This is a genomic window from Rhodococcus sp. NPDC057014 (assembly GCF_042673295.1).
In the GTDB taxonomy this organism is placed as follows: Bacteria; Actinomycetota; Actinomycetes; order Mycobacteriales; family Mycobacteriaceae; genus Rhodococcus_F.
Genome location: NZ_JBHUSF010000051.1, coordinates 1 through 15,747, shown reverse-complemented (window position 1 = coordinate 15,747; position 15,747 = coordinate 1). Strand labels below are relative to the sequence as shown.

Below are 15,747 nucleotides of genomic sequence, written 5' to 3'. Positions count from 1 at the left end.
CATGACCACAGCGGTGTCCCCGAAGCCCGGCGCGGCGTTGCGCAACAGGGCATTCCACACGCTCACCGTCGCCGACGTCGAATCCGTCTGCGACGACGCGGTCGCGGTCACGTTCGACGTTCCCGCCGACCTCGCCGACGAGTTCGCGTTCGGCCCCGGCCAGTCGCTCACGCTGCGGCGCACGATCGACGGTGTCGAGCACCGGCGCTCCTACTCCATCTGCGCGCCTGCCGGTTCCGCGCCGCGGGTCGGTGTGCGCGAGGTGTCCGACGGCCTGTTCTCGACGTGGCTCGTCCGCGACGTCCGGCCCGGCGACCGGATCGAGGTGCAGGGCCCGAGCGGAACGTTCGTCGCAGATCCCGAAGCCGGCGGCCGCCACGTGCTGATCGCCGCCGGGTCGGGCATCACGCCGATGCTGTCGATCGCCGCGTCGATGCTCGCCAACCCCGAGGCCGAAGTCGTTCTCCTGTACGGAAACCGGCGCACCCGCTCGGTGATGTTCGCCGAGGAGATCGCCGACCTCAAGGACATGTACGGGTCGCGCTTCGACGTGGTGCACGTCCTGTCCCGCGAGCCCCGCGAGGTGGAACTCTTCACCGGGCGCCTCGACGCAGACCGGTTGCGCGCCCTGTTCACGTCCATCGTGCCGCTCGCCGACATCGACCACTTCTGGCTGTGCGGCCCGTTCGGGATGGTCACCGACGCCGAGACGGTTCTCGGGGAACTGCAGATCGACAAGAGCCGCGTGCACCACGAACTGTTCTTCGTCGACGACGTCCCGCCGCCGATGGAGAAGCACCGCGAACCCGGTGTCACCGGGCCGAGCAGCGAAGTGACCCTCGTCCTGGACGGCCGCTCGACCACCGCGACGTTGCCGCGAGACGAGTCGATCCTCGACGCCGCCGAGAACTACCGCTCGGATCTTCCGTTCGCCTGCAAGGGCGGCGTCTGCGGAACGTGCCGCGCGAAGATCACGTGCGGTGACGTGGACATGCGCCGCAACTACGCGCTCGAGGACTACGAGGTCGACTCCGGCTTCGTGCTGACGTGCCAGACCTTCCCGGTCAGCGACAACGTGACCGTCGATTTCGACGCCTGACCTTACCCAGCCCGCCCATCCCGGAGACTAGAATGACCAGTATCGCCACCCCCTCGCAGGACATCGAGTTCGCCACGCGCGACCGGATCTCGACGCTGCAACTCGAACGTCTGCAGTGGTCACTTCTCCACGCGTACACCAACGTTCCGCATTACCGGAAGGCGTTCGACGACGCGGGCGTTCACCCGAGCGACCTGAAGGACCTGTCCGATCTGGCGAAGTTCCCGTTCACCGCGAAGGCGGACCTGCGAGCCAACTACCCGTTCGGGATGTTCGCGGTGCCGCAGGAGAAGGTCTCCCGCATCCACGCCTCGTCCGGCACCACGGGCAGGCCGACGGTGGTCGGGTACACCGCGAACGACATCAGCAACTGGGCCGACCTGATCGCCCGGAGCCTGCGGGCCGGTGGCGTGAAGCCGTCCGACAAGGTGCACGTCGCGTACGGGTACGGCCTGTTCACCGGCGGCCTCGGCGCGCACTACGGCGCCGAGCGTCTGGGCTGCACGGTGATCCCGATGTCCGGGGGCATGACCGACCGGCAGATCCAGCTGATCGAGGACTTCGAACCGGACGCGATCATGGTGACCCCGTCGTACATGCTCACGATCGTCGACGCGATGATCAAGAAGGGCATCGACCCGTCGAAGACGTCGCTGCGGACCGGGGTGTTCGGGGCGGAGCCGTGGACCGAGGAGATGCGCACCGAACTCGAGAAGCAGCTGAACATGGACGCCGTCGACATCTACGGACTGTCCGAGGTGATGGGCCCGGGTGTCGCGATGGAATGCGTCGACACCAAGGACGGCCTGCACATCTGGGAAGACCACTTCTACCCGGAGATCATCGACCCGGTCACCGGGGAGGTGCTCCCCGACGGCGAGGAGGGCGAACTCGTCTTCACCTCGCTCACCAAGGAGGCCATGCCGATCATCCGCTACCGCACCCGCGACCTCACCCGCCTGCTGCCGGGCACGGCGCGGTCGGTGCGGCGGATGCAGAAGGTCACCGGCCGCACCGACGACATGATCATCCTGCGCGGGGTGAATCTGTTCCCCACCCAGATCGAGGAACTGATCCTCACCGTCTCCGCGCTGGCCCCGCAGTTCCAGTGCATCCTCGACCGCCCCGGTAGGATGGACGAACTGACCGTACGAGTCGAAGCCCGCCCCGACGCGTCCGCCACCGATCACCCCCGTTCCGCCGCCGAACTCCAGAAGCTGGTCAAGAACCGCATCGGAGTGAGCGTGAAGGTGGACGTGGTGGCCTCCGGCGCACTGGAGCGGTCGCTCGGCAAGGCACGGCGACTGATCGACAACCGCTCCGCTCTGTGAGGTGATCGAAGGTGCGTCTCGGTGGTGAACACGCGCGTCACGACGACGGCCAGTTCGAACACTGGCGGCAGGCCGTCTCCACGGCGTTCGTCCCGCTCGCCGTGGTGTCCACCGCCGAGGACGGCGAGGCCACGTTCACCGGGACCCTGCGCACCACCGCGCTCGGCGGACTGCAGCTCAGCGAGGTCGGGGGACGGGCGGTGGACGTCCGGCGGACCCGCACGTCCATCAAGCGGTCCGACCCCGGCCTGGTGAAGGTGGGCCTGCAATTGTCGGGCCGCGGCGTCATCGTCCAGGACGACCGTGAGGCCGTGCTCGGGCCCGGCGATTTCGCCGTCTACGACACCAGCAAGCCGTACGACCTGCACTTCGCCGGCGACTTCAGCATGTTCGTGCTGATGTTTCCCCGCGAACTGCTGCGCATCGCCTCGCGGGAACTGGGCACGGTGTCGGCGCGCCGCATCCGCGGCAGCACCGGGATGGGCGCGCTCGTATCGCCATTCCTGACGAACCTCCACCACTCCGTCGTAACCGGCACGATGCCGACGACCCCCCTCGTCGAGGACGCGGTCGTCGACCTGCTCAGTGCCGCGGTGCAGGCGGAAGCACCGGCCGACGCCACCGCTCCCGGCGCGACACTGCTGCTCCGGGTGAAGTCGTTCATCGACGCGCACCTGCACGACCCCGCGCTCGACACCGCCACGGTGGCGTCCCACCACCATGTGTCGACGCGGCACCTGCAGAAGATGTTCGAGGCGGACGGGCACACAGTGGCCGGGTGGATCCGTCACCGCAGGCTCGAGAAGTGCCGCCGCGATCTCAAGGACGTCCGCTTTCGCGGCGAGAGCATCGGAACCATCTGTGCCCGGCACGGTCTCGTCAACTCTTCGCACTTCTCGCGGCTGTTCAAGGACACGTACGGCGTGTCGCCGCGAGCCTTCCGCGAACAGGAACTCCTGTCGATCAGCGTGTGACGGCGGCGCCGGCTCCCCCCCACGTGAGTGGGAAAGCGTGCCGGAACACACTTTCCCACTCACGTGTGGAGGGCGACTCGCTCGTCCGTGAGCGTTGTCAGAGCACGGATTCCAGCCACGCCGCCGTCTCGAACAGGCGTTGCTCGGCGCCGGGGCGCCCGATCAGCTGTAATCCGAGGGGCAGGCCCGCGCTGTCGTGTTTGCCGGGGATCGTGACCACCGGCAGGCCCATTGCCTGCCACGGCCGGCTCAGCACCGGCGTGCCCGTCGCGTCGTGGCCGCGGGGAGCGGCGCCGAGTGCGGCGGGTCCGAGGACGGCCTCGTCCTCGTCCAGCGCCGCGAGCAGCAACCCCCGGATGTCGGCGATTCCGGACAGGGCGGCGCGGTACTGCGCCTCGGTGGTCTGAGCTCCCGCGGTGAACAATTCGGCGAGGGGTGCACTGATCTTGTCGGGCTGCGCCGCCTCGACGGCGCGTTCCCGGGCGGCGTCGTAAGCCATCACCGTGTGGTGGTGTTCCGTCAGCGCGACGACGGCCGCGGCGGCATCCAGCTCACGGCACCGGACGCCCGCCGACTGCGCGGCACCCGCGGTGGTCCTGAGCGCCGCCGTCATGTCCGGGGACACCTCGCCGAGTTCGAACCCACTCCACAGGCGGAGCCGACGCGGCGCGGAAGGCTCGAGAGCGGGTGCCCGGGTGCCGTCGCGCAGCGCCGTCCACGCGAAGTGCAGATCGGACACCGTGCGTGCCAGCAGCCCCACCGTGTCGAGCCGGGGACTCAATCCGGTGATGCCTGCGGTCGGGAGTTCGCCGTGGGCGGTGACGAAACCGGCAACTCCGCAGAACGACGCCGGCCGGGTCAGCGACCCCGCGGTCTGCGTGCCGAACGCCAGCGGCACCATGCCCGCGGCCACCGCGGCCGCCGAGCCGCTCGACGACCCGCCGGGGGTGTGGTCCACGGCGCGCGGATTGCGGGTGGGGCCGGGCTTGAAGTACCCGAACTCGGTGGTCACGGTCTTGCCGACCGGGAGCGCGCCGAGTGCGCGCGCACGCGCCACACAGTCGGCGTCCGTCGACGCGGGTTCTGTGCTCCGCAGCTCACTGCCGCAGCGCGTCGGCATGCCGGCGACGTCGATCAGATCCTTGACGCCGACGGGAACACCCCACAGCACGCCACCGGGGTCGCTGGATTGGATCCGGGCGGCCGCAGACCGCACCGCGTCGGGATCGAGGTGGGTCCAGGCGTGGATTGCCGGATCCAGGTCCGCGATCTGTGCGAGTGCCGCGTCCGCCACGTCGATCGGCGTCGTCGAACCCGCCGACAGCTGTTCGACCAGGTCCCGAAGTGGTGACCGTAGTTCCGTCTTCATTGCATCGCCGCCATCGTGTCGTCGTTCTCCGTCGCGGTCTGTCCGGTGAGCGCCCGGGTGCGCATCACCGAGAAGAGGCGGTCGGCCCGTGCCTTGGTCTCCCCGGACGGCGCCGACAGCAGTGCGACGACGACGGACACAGCCAGCGAGATGGGCGCCACGGCGAGTGCCGGGTTCGAGAATCCGAGGATGGAGTCCGGCCCCTGGACGACCGGGCTGAGCAGGATGACGGTGATCGACAGCACCAGCCCGACGACGATGCCGGAGATGACGGCACGGGCCGTCATGCGCTTCCAGTACATGGTCAGCAGCAGCGCAGGCAGGTTCGCGCACGCGGCGATGGACATTCCCAGCGACGCGAGGAACGCGACGTTCTGCTTCTGCGCCGCGAACGCGATGGCGACACCGATGACGCAGGTCGCCACGGTCGCGACCCGGGCCGCGCGGTGCTGAGCCTTCGCCGACACCGAACCGTTACGGATCACCTGCCCGTACAGATCGTGTGCGATCGCACCCGACGTCGCGATCACCAGGCCGGACAGTGCGGCCAGAATGGTCACGAACGCCACGGCCGCGACGAACGCCAGCAGCACCCCGCCGCCGACGGTTTCCGCGAGCTGCGCGACCGCGAGGTTGCCGCCGCGGTTCTCGGACTTGATCACCTCGACCCCGACCAGCTTGGCGGCGCCGTAGCCGAGCACAGGAACAAGGAGGTAGAAGGCGAAGAAGATCCAGATCGCCGTGTAGGCGGACGTTCTCGCCTGCTTCGCATTCGGGACGGTGAGGAATCGGATCATCACGTGCGGCAGGCCGAGGACGCCGAGAACGAGGCCGACGGTCTGCGACAACTGGTCGAACGACGCCGCGCCCGACGTGCGCTGCGGTGCGACGAACGATTGACCGAATTCGGCGAGCGCGGTGCTGAACGGGCCGAAGGGGTTGAAATCGAAGCGCACCAGCACGAGGACGAACAGCACGACGGCACACACCATGAGCAGGCCGGTCTTGATGATCTGGATCCAGCTGGTGGCGAGCATCCCGCCGACGAGCGTGTATGCGGTGGTGAGTGTTCCGATGATCAGCACGGCCACGGCGTAGTCGAGGTCGAACAGCAGCGACACGAGCAGTGCGGCACCGACCAACTGCGACACGAGGTAGACCACGCTGATCACCACCGTGCTGAGCGCCATCATCGAGCGCACGTCCTTGCCGGGGAAGCGGGTGGCGAGGACATCCGCCAGCGTGAAGCGGCCGAGGTTGCGCAGCGGTTCGGCGATCAGCAACATCGCGAGAACGAACGCGACGGGCACGAAGACCGCGAGATAGAAGCCGTTGAAACCGGTCAGGGCGATCGCACCGGTGACGCCGAGAAACGAGGCGGCAGAGATGAAGTCGCCGGCGATCGCGACGCCGTTCTGGCGACCGGTGAGACTGCCGCCCGCGACGTAGTGGTCGGCGGCCGACTTGTTCCGTTTGGATGCCCACGCGGTGATCATCAGGGTGACGGCGACGAGCGCCGCGAACAGTGATGCGGAGACGAGATTCACGGCGCGTTATCCTTTCGCCCGGGTTGCGGTTCGGGCGTCGAGTTCGGCGGCACGCGCCATGTAGTACCGGGCCACGACGATGGCGACGACGAATTGCGCGACGGCGTAGAGCCACGCGACGGTGACGCCGCTGAACACGACGCCGTCCAGCAGTGAGGTGAACCCGCCGAGGATCGGCAGGGGAAGGAACAGGGCGAGCACCAGGGCGCTGAGACGAAACGCCAAGGCGGCACGGGTGTCTGCGAGCTCCTGCAGGTCGGAGCCCTGCGGGAGTCGTTCTCGAGGTGGCGAGGTGTCCATGTCTATCTACCTCCGGCTGCGGCGGGAACGAGGGCGGGTGTCACGGTGATCGGATCGGACCATTCGTCGTAGAACAGCCAGTCGGGAGACTCGACCGGGACCGACAAACGGTGGAATTTGCGCTGGAAGTAGACGAGGCTGTCGCCCTGTTCGCGCGCCTGGACGCGGTCGAGTTCGATGAACATCACCGAATGCGATCCGACGGTCTCGGTGTCCGCGATCCGGCCCGCGAGCACCACATGGGCGGCGCGCAGGATCGGAACCCCGTCGTCGGTGTCCTCCTCCCAGATGTCCCACTGGAAGCGGTCCGCCATCGCCACTTTCGTCGCGCCCGCGAAATGCATGGCCAGCTCCTCGTCGTCGCCGGAGAGCACGTTGATACCGACTCGGCCGTTCTCCCGGAACACGTTGTGCATCGCGCTGTTCTGGTTCATGCACACGAGAGCTGTGGGAGGGGAGTCGGTCACCGAGCAGACGGCGGTGACGGTCATTCCGCAGCGCCCGGCGGGGCCGTCGGTCGTCACGATGTTGACCGCGGCGGGCAGATTCGCCATGGCGGTGCGGAAGTTCGATTGGATAGGAGTGAGTTCGGGCATTTTCAGCCTCCGTGAGTCGGAACGGGATGTCGTGTCACCACGTGGCGCCGGCGATCCTGCACAGAAGGATATGACGCGCTCGTGCGCTGGAACATTGGCGGCGACGCTACTTTCTCGCAGGAAGTCGCGTATCCGGGTAGGGGATTTCTTCAGTTGCCTGTCGCTTCCGTTACGGTCGGTGTTGACTGGACGGGGAAGCAAGCCATCTGTGCGAGGCAGGATTCGATGGAGCAGCAAGAAACACGGGTTTACATCGTCGACGACGATCAAGAGTTGTGCGCATCGCTTGCGTGGCTGCTCGATTCGGTCAACATCACGTCGGAGTACTACTTCTCGGTGCAGTCGTTCCTCGAGGAGTACCGCCGCGACATCCCGGCCTGCCTCGTCCTGGACGTCCGGATGCCGGAAGTCGGGGGATTCCAGCTCCAGGAGACACTCCTCGCCGACGAATCCCCGATTCCGATCATCTTCGTGTCGGCCCACGGCGACATCAAGATGTCGGTGCGGGCACTGCAGCGGGGCGCGCTGACGTTCATCGAGAAGCCCTACGACCCGCAGCACATGCTCGACGTGATCCAGGATGCGCTCCGGGTCGCGCGGCAGCGATTCGGCGAGCGACGCAACCGAACGGAACTGCAGGGGCGGATCGACGCGCTGACGATGCGGGAACGGGAAATTCTCGCACTCGTGCTCGACGGGCTGCCGAGCAAGAACATCGCCAAAGAACTGGGTATCAGCGTGAAGACCGTCGACGTGCATCGCACGCGTATCAAGGAAAAGACCGGAGCAGAAAGCATTGCGGTTCTCGTGCGCGACATTCTGCAGGCCGGACTTTCCGTGACCTGACAGTGTTCAGGGAAGCTCGACGACGAGTCGCGCGGATTTCGCGCGCGACACACACGCGGCAATTCTGTCTCCCGCCTTTCTCTCACTCTTGGTGAGGCAATTGTCCCGGTGGTCGGGTTCGCCCTCGAGCACGTCCATCACGCACGTGCCGCAGATCCCTTCCCGGCACGAGGTGTCGATCTCGATGTCGTTCTCTTCGAGTACGTCGGCGATGGATTTTCCGGCCGGCACCTCGAACACCTCGCCCGTGTCGAGTTCCACCTCGAACGCCGTGTCCGACTCGGTCGCGGCAGGCGTCGCCGCCTCGAAGTGTTCGAAGTGGACCGCGTCCTCGCCGACCGCAGGTTCCGCCAGCAGGCGCACCCGATCCATGAAACCTTCGGGGCCGCACGTGTAGACGTGGGTGGCGGCGGACGCGCCCGCCAGGATCTTCTCGAGCGCCGAGAACTGGTCGTCCCGCGTGAGGCCGAAGTGCTGGTGCACGTCTTGCCGGAAATCCGCATTCTCCAGCAGGTCGACGAACGCGGCCTGCGCCCTCGTTCGCGCGAAATAGTGCAGGTCGAATCGCTGTCCCTGCCGATGCAACGCGAACGCCAGGCTCAGCATCGGCGTCAGCCCGATCCCCGCCGCGACGAGGATGTGCCGATCGGCACCCTCGGCGAGCGTGAGCAGTGTCCGCGGCCCGCTGATCCGCAACTCGCTGCCGGTCGTCACGTGATCGTGCAGCGCGGCCGAGGCGCCGCGCGGACCGGTCTCGCGTTTGACGGCGACGACATACGATTCGGACTCGTGCGGCGGACTGCACAGCGAGTACTGGGTGAGGACCTCGGTGGGTCCGAGGATGTCGATGTGGGCGCCCGCAGGGTACGGGTCGAACGGTGAACCGTCCGTCCGGACCAGCCGGAACGACTTGATGTCCGGCGTTTCCTCGACGATCTCCGCGACCGTGACAGTGAACATGCTCATGGTGATTTCCTCCGGTGCTGCGACCCGTCGCCCTCGAGCGGGGGTCAGCGCATGTACAGGCCGCCGTTGACGTCCCAGCAGGCTCCGGTCACCGACGCGGCGGCCGGGGACGCGAGGAGGGCGACCGTCTCGGCGATGAAATCGGGCGACCCCAGTGTGCCCACGGGAATGGTGGTGAGAATGGCCGCCAGTGTGTCCGCGGGCACTGTCTCGCGCACCACGGGCAGGTCCAGCGGTCCCGGCGACACCGCGTTGACGGTGACACCCGACGGTGCGAGTTCCCGGGCGAAGACCTTGGTCAGCGTCCCGACGCCGCCCTTCGCGGCCGCGTAGTGGGCGCCGGTCGCCGTGCCGCCGTTCTGGCCGGCGAGCGAGGCGATGTTGACGATGCGGCCGTAGCCGCGTTCGGCGAAGTGACTTCCGAACACCTGGCAGCCGAGGAACGCGCCGTTGAGGTTGATCTCGACGATGTCCGAGAATTCCTCCGGCGCAATGTCCATCAACGAGCCGGTCTGGGAACGGCCGGCATTGTTGACGAGAACGTCCGCCCCACCCCAGAGGTCGACGACGCGGTCGCGCAGGGACTCGAAGTCGGACTTCTTCCGGACGTCGAGGGCGGCGGCGACGGCGGTGTTCCCGGAGGAGTCCAGGCTCACCGCAGTCTCTTTCGCGGCGGCCTCGTCGATGTCCGCGACCAGTACGCGATATCCGCGGTCGTGCAACAGGCGGGCGATGGCGGCGCCGAGTCCGCGTCCGGCTCCGGTGACTACTGCGACGTGATCCATGTCGAACTCCTATTTCTGGAGGGAAAGGTCAGAGGAGGTAGCCGGAGGCGTTGACCGCGGCCTGCGAGTTGACGAGCCGGATGACCTTCAGGTCCAGCCGTGGGCCGTCCTCGGTGTAGCGGATGCGGTGCGTGACGTCGGCGGCGAGGGTCTGCTGGTCGTCGCGTTTGAAGCCCACGAGGATCTGCGCGGACTTCAGCGTGATCGAGTCGTCGGTGCGGTCCTCGACCGTGAAGCGGGACACGGTACGGACGGTGCGGGCGGCGGCGAGGGCCGACATCGAGTAGCCGGACGTCAGGCGCTCGATCCGCATGCGCCGCATACGGGTGTCGTCGTTCACCATGTTCAGCGATCCGTCGAAGTCGTCGGTGTCCGGGTCGATGGGAATGACGTACCGGCCTTCGCCGGTCCACAGGGCGTCCCAGGTCTGGTAGTCCTTGGCGTCGAGCAGGGCCGCTTCGTGCCAGACGAGTTCGATCGCCTGCAGTACCCGGGTGTCGGACAGTGCGATCGTCAGGAGGTCAGTGCTCATCGGTCATCATCTTCTTCCACATTGCGTACGCCTCGCGCATTCCGGTTTCGTCGGTGACGTGCGAGGTACGGTGCCCGTCGCTGTCGAGTGCTTCACGACCCAGACCGCGGTTCACCATGATCGGCATTCCGGGTGCGCCGCGGGAGCCGCGCTGCACCCGGTCCCAGGCCTCGGAGTCGTCGGGGCTGCCGAAACCGAACGGGCCCTGGAAATGTTCGTGGATGCGGAGACGTTCACGGTTGACGATCTCGGGTCCGCCGTCCATGCCGAGGGCGATGTGCCGGATCTCGGTCTCGTCGACCGCGATCGGGCGCAGTACCCGGAAGAACGACATCGACATCGCGACGTTGGGGAAGATGTTGAGGTTGAACCCGGCGCCGTGCATGGACCGGACGATGCGGCGGACCTGGTCGGCGGGCATCGTCTTCGACAGTTCCTCGACGATGTGGTCGAAGCGGGCCTGAATCTTCTCGGTGCCGTCGTCGTGGTCGAGGTCGACGTGCTCCGGGACCATGATGGCGACGCTGTGGCCGTTGCCGAGCGCGTGCGTGACGGCGTTGTCGTCGGTCATGAAGGAGAGCATGTCGGCGGTTTCGGCGTCGACGGAGGACATCCAGGATCGGTGCACGATGGGGAAGTGGTAGCCGTCGGTGGTGTTCTCCAACTGGATCTTCCAGTTGCCGCGGAAGCGGAAGCAGTGCTCGCCCTGGGTCTTGATCGGGTAGCCGGCGCCCTGCTTCATGAACAGGTCGATCCACACCTTCGCGTCGCCGAGGAAGTCGTCGAGGGGTTCGATGTCGGGGTTGAAGCTGGCGAAGATCATGCCCGCGTACGACTCCACCCGCAGGCTCTGCAGCGGGAGATCCTTCTTGTCGAGGTCCTCGTCGTAGCCGTCGGGGTAGGGGATGCCGCGCAGCCGCCCGTCGAGGGCGTACGACCAGCTGTGATACGGGCAGGTGAACCCGTTCGCCTTGCCCTTGGGGACCTCGCAGACGCTGGCCCCGCGGTGGCGGCACCGGTTCAGCAGGACGTTGAAATTTCCTTTGCGGTCGCGGTTGACGATCACCGGCTGCCTGCCGATGGTCGCCATCTTGAAGCTTCCGGCTTCGGGGATCTCGCTCTCGTGGGCGACCCACACCCAGGTGCGGTAGAAGATTCGCTCGAGTTCGGCCTCGAACATGTCGGGGTCGGTGTACAGCGATCCGTCCACGCGGTCGTCGGTGACGAGGTCCGCGAAGTCGGTTTCCGCGAGGCCGGTGTCTGTGGGATCCAGCGAAGTGGTCATCACATTCTCTTTCCATTCGATTCGAGCAGTCGCGGTGCCTCGTCGAGGCGGGTGGCGAACAGCTTCTCGGTCGTGAAGTGGCTGATCCGGGCGGTGCCGTCCCGGACTTCGCACTCGGCGGTGATGCGGGCGACGAGCAATTCGGCCGATTCGTCCTCGTACCGCGACAGCTGCTGCATGACCCACCGCCCCTGCGCGGCGGGTCCGTCCACGTCGATCTGCTCGTTGCCGAGCAGGTGCACATTGCCGCGAAAATGAGAGCTCGGCGGAAGGTACGCGGTGAGCATTCCGACGATCTCCCGGCGGCCCTGCCGCCTGCCGAATTTCTGCGCATAGTCGTGGCCGACGCCCTCCCACACCGCGTCGGCGGTGAAGAGGGAGCCGAGTTCCTCGGCCGAGAACTGCACGGACGGAACGTCACACAGTTCCATGTAGCGGCACATCACCCGGTGAACGGCCTCGCGCTTCTCGATGCGCTCGGACGCGCTCGCACGGTGCATGTCGCTCACACGCCGAGGTCGACGTCTTCGCGGACGGTGAGCGCGCGGCCGATGCGGGCCTCGATCTTCGCGTAGCGCCACAGCGTGTACTCGCCGACCGTGGTGGTGCGGAACAGGTTGCAGACGTCCTTGACGGTCTGCTGGGTGTCGACGTCGGCGAGGATGTAGCACGTCCACGGCCAGCCGTCCGACGGTCCGACCATGTGGCTGTCGTCGTCGATGTCCCCGACCACTCGGACTCCGGGCGTCTCGGCCAGCGCGTCCATCATCCCGGAGAACGCCTTCCACACGAGGCCGCCCTGGCCGGTCGGGAGGTCGAAGAAGTTCTGATTGATGCCGATGCAGAACAGCACACGCAGCGGTGCGGTCTTGGTGTCGCTCACGATGATCTCCTCGATTCGAAACGGGTGGTCAGATGAAGCCCGGGAACGGCGGGATGTCCATGAGCACCGCACCGGCGCTGTCGTAGATGCCGTCGCCGAGGAAGGCGTGCTGCGGCGGGACCAGTGCCTCGCACATGTACCGCTGCATGGCGTTGCCGTCGTAAATGGCGCCGGTGCCCGACAACTGGAAGGCAGTGTGCACGGCGGACGCCCCCGCCTTCGCGACGTGGGTCGAGGACAGGCGGAGAAGTGCCGCAAGCTTTTCCGGGACAGGATCGCCGGCGACCACCGTGGCGTATGCCTCGTCGGTGACCTCGTAGAAGAAGGCGCGGGCGGACCGCAGCGTCGCCTCCGCCTTGGCCAGGTCGATACGGTAGTAGGCGCGGTCGGCGAGTTTGGGCGCTCCGGTGATCCCGGTGCGTCCCGCGCCGACCTTGATCGCGTAGTCGAGCGCCGCGCGTCCCACCCCGAGATTGACGACGGCCAGCACCTGGGCGGCGTACGCGATGGAGGGATAGCGGTAGAGGGGTTCGTCGACGGTGGGGGTTCCGCCGCGGATGAACGTCCAGTCCTCGGGCACGACGACGCCGTCGACCTTCAGTTCGTGACTGCCAGTTCCCGAGAGACCGACCACGTCCCAGTTCTCGACGATCTCGACGTCCTTCGGCCACAGCAGGGCAGTGCGCGGCTTCCCCGCGGTGGAGTCGCCGCCGCGGATGCCCACACCAAGGATGTCGGCGCCCTTGCATCCGCTGGCGAACTTCCACTGCCCGCTGATCTTCAGGCCGCCCGGCACCTGTTCGGCGGGTTGCACCGGGAACAGGCCGCCGGCGAAGACGAGGTCGGGGCTGTCCTTGTACAACTCGGCCTGCGTCGAGAGGGGCAGCGCCGCCAGATAGACGAGGGCGGAGCCGAAACTCGCGACCCAGCCCGCCGACGCGTCCACCGCGGAGATTCGTTCGATCATCCGCAGGAACTCGCTCGGGGGCAGTGCATCGCCGCCGAACTGCCGGGGGGTCGCGGCGCGGTAGATGCCGACCTGCTTGAACTCGTCGATCATGTCGCGGGGAACGAACTTCTGTGTTGCGAACTCTTCCCGCCGCAGTGCGACGTGCTCGAGGACGTCCTCGAACGACAGCGTCCCGTTCGCGGCGGTGCCCGTCGTGTCGAGGGTCGGTGCGGTGGTGGTCATCAAATACTCCGATCGACGCGAAGTAGAAGGGGTGGGGCGTGTTTCGTGTCGAGTTCCACGCTATTGCGGTGGCGGGCATCACTCAATCGGTGCTTCCTCCCGCACACGTGCAGAGATGTCGCCTCGGAGTAAAGGAATTCCCTATCGTGTCCGCGGTCTGCACGCTCAGTAGACTCGACGTGAGCCCAAGGAGGCCGCATTGTCCGATCTCGCGCCGTCCGACTACGAACAACTCGTCGAGTCGCTCCGCTACTGCGTCCTGGTCCACGATGCGGCGACCAAGGACATCCTCTGGGCCAACAGGGCCGCGTCGGAACTGCTGGAGTTCACGGTCGAGGAACTCAAACCGCTCAAGGCCCCCGACATGAGTTCCCCGGCGAAGCGCTACCGCCGGTCGGTGGGACGGCGGTGGCTGCAGGAGGCCGTCGACAACGGGGCGGCGGTCACCGAGTGGGCGTATCGCGCGAAGAGCGGGCGGGAGGTCCTGACGGAGGCGATCGCGATCCGGGTCGAGCTGAGCGCCCGGACCGTGGTGATGGTGCAGTTCCGCGACATCGAGCAGGAGACGTCGATGCGCCGCGACCTCACGCGCACCGAGGCCGATCTCAGCCGCACCGAGGCCCGCCTGGCCGCGTTCCTGCGGAACATGGCCGAAGGCATCCTCGTCCTCGACGACGACAGCCGCATCACGTATGCGAGCGAGGCGGCCTCCGAACTCCTGAAGGTCCCGGTGGCATCGCTTGTCGGCGAACGTTTCACGGAGTTCTGCCGGGCGGGGCAGTCACGGGAGAGCGTGCGGCGGGCCCTGGACCTCACCACCGCCGACGGGGGTTCCCAAAGCCTGCGCTACGAGGTGGAACTGACAGCCGAGGAGCGCCGCTGGCACGCGGGAAGCTGCCAGCACATCGCGATCGAGAATGATCTGAGCGGGCACCTGCTGCTCTTCCACGACGTCACCGAGCACGTCCGCACCGAGCAGGAGCACGAGCGGGACTCGCAATACCTCAACTACCTGGCCCGCTACAACGCGATGGGCGACATGGCCATGGCCATCGCACACGAGCTGGCCCAGCCGCTCGCGGCCGCCACCAATTTCATCGCCGGAACGCAGAGCCGCCTCGGTGACGGGCAGAGCAGTCGCGACGAGGTGAGCTGGGGCCTCGGAGAGGCGCGCAAGCAGATCGACCGGGCCAATCAGATCGTCCGGAGCCTGCGCGAATACGTGACGCAACTCGAGGAGTCCCAGCAGATCGTCGACCTCAACGACATCGTCGACGAATGCGCGTATTTCGCCGACATCCGCGCGCGGCAGAAGGGCGTTCACGTCGAATACCTCCGCGCGCCCGAACCGGTCGCCGTCGTGTGCGAGCGGGTGCTCACCGGGCAGGTCGTCCTGAACCTGTGTTTCAACGCCATCGACGAGATGGCGGAATGGCCGGCCGCCGACCGCATCGTGACCGTCCGCACCGAGGCCACCAATACGGAGGGCGTCGTGAGCGTCGAGGACCACGGCAAGGGTCTCTCGCACGTCCCGGACGGCCGAATCTTCGACGGCGCGTTCACCTCGAAGTCCACGGGCCACGGAATCGGACTTGCGCTGAGCCACCGCATCATCACCCGCCAGGGCGGGACGATCACCGCACGCGAGAACGATCCGCACGGGGCGGTCTTCACGTTCACGCTGCCGGTCGCCCCGGACCGCTGAGCGACCAACACTCACAGGCTAAAGGTTTCTTGGATTCCGTTGAGCACGATCCGGTTCTAGCGTTATGGGAAAACCACCGCGGCCCCGGAGGTACCTCGTGGACTATTCGCATCACCACCGCACATTCCTGACCTGTTACGCCGACACCCACCGCTACGGCTGGCATCACGTCGACCTGTTCGTGCACGACGAGCACGGCAACGAAGTGAACTGGGTGCACTGGCAGGTGCGAGAGGACGGACCGGACGGCGCCGACGCGGCCACCGCGCGCGTCGAGCCGAACCTGCGCCGGACCACCGATTGGCAACGCGGAATCAGCGCCGACGGAAGCGAGTAC

Annotated in this window: 17 protein-coding genes; 6 read left to right on the top strand and 11 right to left on the bottom strand. The window is 67.0% G+C overall.

Annotated elements, in window-relative coordinates:
- Nucleotide 1 precedes the first annotated feature (1 nt).
- Genes paaE through ACFTZB_RS13315 form a run of 3 tightly spaced genes read left to right on the top strand, consistent with a single transcriptional unit; the run spans nucleotide 2 to nucleotide 3,404 of the window.
- On the top strand, nucleotides 2-1,099 hold the full coding sequence (gene paaE, locus ACFTZB_RS13325; protein ID WP_378432132.1) for a 1,2-phenylacetyl-CoA epoxidase subunit PaaE: 1,098 nt from the start codon (nucleotides 2-4) through the stop codon (nucleotides 1,097-1,099).
- A gap of 32 nt (nucleotides 1,100-1,131) precedes the next feature.
- Nucleotides 1,132-2,430 (top strand): phenylacetate--CoA ligase PaaK, encoded by a 1,299-nt coding sequence (paaK, locus tag ACFTZB_RS13320; RefSeq protein ID WP_124394706.1) that lies wholly within the window; start codon nucleotides 1,132-1,134, stop codon nucleotides 2,428-2,430.
- Nucleotides 2,431-2,441: 11 nt separating this feature from the next.
- Nucleotides 2,442-3,404: a helix-turn-helix domain-containing protein gene (locus ACFTZB_RS13315; RefSeq protein WP_378432130.1), complete on the top strand. Its 963-nt coding sequence runs from the start codon at nucleotides 2,442-2,444 to the stop codon at nucleotides 3,402-3,404.
- Nucleotides 3,405-3,501: 97 nt separating this feature from the next.
- Here the strand turns inward: ACFTZB_RS13315 and ACFTZB_RS13310 are convergent, their stop codons facing one another.
- The 4 genes from ACFTZB_RS13310 to ACFTZB_RS13295 are packed head-to-tail and all read right to left on the bottom strand — an operon-like array spanning nucleotide 3,502 to nucleotide 7,216.
- Entirely contained in the window at nucleotides 3,502-4,773 is a 1,272-nt protein-coding gene (locus ACFTZB_RS13310; RefSeq protein WP_378432129.1) for an amidase, read from the bottom strand.
- Nucleotides 4,770-6,320: a cation acetate symporter gene (locus ACFTZB_RS13305; RefSeq protein ID WP_378432128.1), complete on the bottom strand. Its 1,551-nt coding sequence runs from the start codon at nucleotides 6,318-6,320 to the stop codon at nucleotides 4,770-4,772. Before ACFTZB_RS13305 ends, ACFTZB_RS13310 begins: the two co-directional genes overlap by 4 nt.
- A 6-nt stretch (nucleotides 6,321-6,326) precedes the next feature.
- Nucleotides 6,327-6,620 carry a DUF485 domain-containing protein gene (locus tag ACFTZB_RS13300; RefSeq protein ID WP_378432127.1) on the bottom strand — a complete coding sequence of 98 codons (294 nt, stop codon included), beginning with the start codon at nucleotides 6,618-6,620 and terminating at the stop codon, nucleotides 6,327-6,329.
- A 2-nt stretch (nucleotides 6,621-6,622) separates the two neighbouring features.
- On the bottom strand, nucleotides 6,623-7,216 hold the full coding sequence (locus tag ACFTZB_RS13295; RefSeq protein WP_378432126.1) for a flavin reductase: 594 nt from the start codon (nucleotides 7,214-7,216) through the stop codon (nucleotides 6,623-6,625).
- 225 nt (nucleotides 7,217-7,441) lie between these two features.
- On the opposite strand from ACFTZB_RS13295, the gene ACFTZB_RS13290 reads away from it, so the two are divergent.
- A complete protein-coding gene (locus ACFTZB_RS13290; RefSeq protein ID WP_378432125.1) occupies nucleotides 7,442-8,062 on the top strand; it encodes a response regulator transcription factor in 621 nt (206 codons plus the stop codon).
- 6 nt (nucleotides 8,063-8,068) lie between these two features.
- Here the strand turns inward: ACFTZB_RS13290 and ACFTZB_RS13285 are convergent, their stop codons facing one another.
- Genes ACFTZB_RS13285 through ACFTZB_RS13255 form a run of 7 tightly spaced genes read right to left on the bottom strand, consistent with a single transcriptional unit; the run spans nucleotide 8,069 to nucleotide 13,705 of the window.
- Nucleotides 8,069-9,028, bottom strand: coding sequence for a PDR/VanB family oxidoreductase (locus tag ACFTZB_RS13285; RefSeq protein ID WP_378432124.1), 960 nt, complete (start codon nucleotides 9,026-9,028; stop codon nucleotides 8,069-8,071).
- Nucleotides 9,029-9,072: 44 nt separating this feature from the next.
- Complete coding sequence (locus tag ACFTZB_RS13280; RefSeq protein WP_378432123.1) at nucleotides 9,073-9,813, bottom strand: SDR family NAD(P)-dependent oxidoreductase; 741 nt, start codon at nucleotides 9,811-9,813, stop codon at nucleotides 9,073-9,075.
- A gap of 28 nt (nucleotides 9,814-9,841) precedes the next feature.
- Nucleotides 9,842-10,345, bottom strand: coding sequence for an aromatic-ring-hydroxylating dioxygenase subunit beta (locus ACFTZB_RS13275; protein WP_378432122.1), 504 nt, complete (start codon nucleotides 10,343-10,345; stop codon nucleotides 9,842-9,844).
- Nucleotides 10,335-11,630, bottom strand: coding sequence for a Rieske 2Fe-2S domain-containing protein (locus ACFTZB_RS13270; RefSeq protein WP_378432121.1), 1,296 nt, complete (start codon nucleotides 11,628-11,630; stop codon nucleotides 10,335-10,337). Before ACFTZB_RS13270 ends, ACFTZB_RS13275 begins: the two co-directional genes overlap by 11 nt.
- Nucleotides 11,630-12,130: a nuclear transport factor 2 family protein gene (locus tag ACFTZB_RS13265; protein ID WP_378432154.1), complete on the bottom strand. Its 501-nt coding sequence runs from the start codon at nucleotides 12,128-12,130 to the stop codon at nucleotides 11,630-11,632. The genes ACFTZB_RS13270 and ACFTZB_RS13265 overlap by 1 nt, the downstream gene beginning before the upstream one ends.
- Before the next feature lie 5 nt (nucleotides 12,131-12,135).
- Nucleotides 12,136-12,513, bottom strand: a complete 378-nt coding sequence (locus ACFTZB_RS13260) for a hypothetical protein (RefSeq protein WP_378432120.1) — start codon at nucleotides 12,511-12,513, stop codon at nucleotides 12,136-12,138.
- A gap of 28 nt (nucleotides 12,514-12,541) precedes the next feature.
- Nucleotides 12,542-13,705 carry an acyl-CoA dehydrogenase family protein gene (locus tag ACFTZB_RS13255; RefSeq protein ID WP_378432119.1) on the bottom strand — a complete coding sequence of 388 codons (1,164 nt, stop codon included), beginning with the start codon at nucleotides 13,703-13,705 and terminating at the stop codon, nucleotides 12,542-12,544.
- A 199-nt stretch (nucleotides 13,706-13,904) separates the two neighbouring features.
- On the opposite strand from ACFTZB_RS13255, the gene ACFTZB_RS13250 reads away from it, so the two are divergent.
- Entirely contained in the window at nucleotides 13,905-15,410 is a 1,506-nt protein-coding gene (locus tag ACFTZB_RS13250; RefSeq protein ID WP_378432118.1) for an ATP-binding protein, read from the top strand.
- A gap of 97 nt (nucleotides 15,411-15,507) precedes the next feature.
- Nucleotides 15,508-15,747, top strand: a 240-nt coding sequence (locus ACFTZB_RS13245) for a hypothetical protein (RefSeq protein ID WP_378432117.1), incomplete at its 3' end; no start/stop codon positions are given.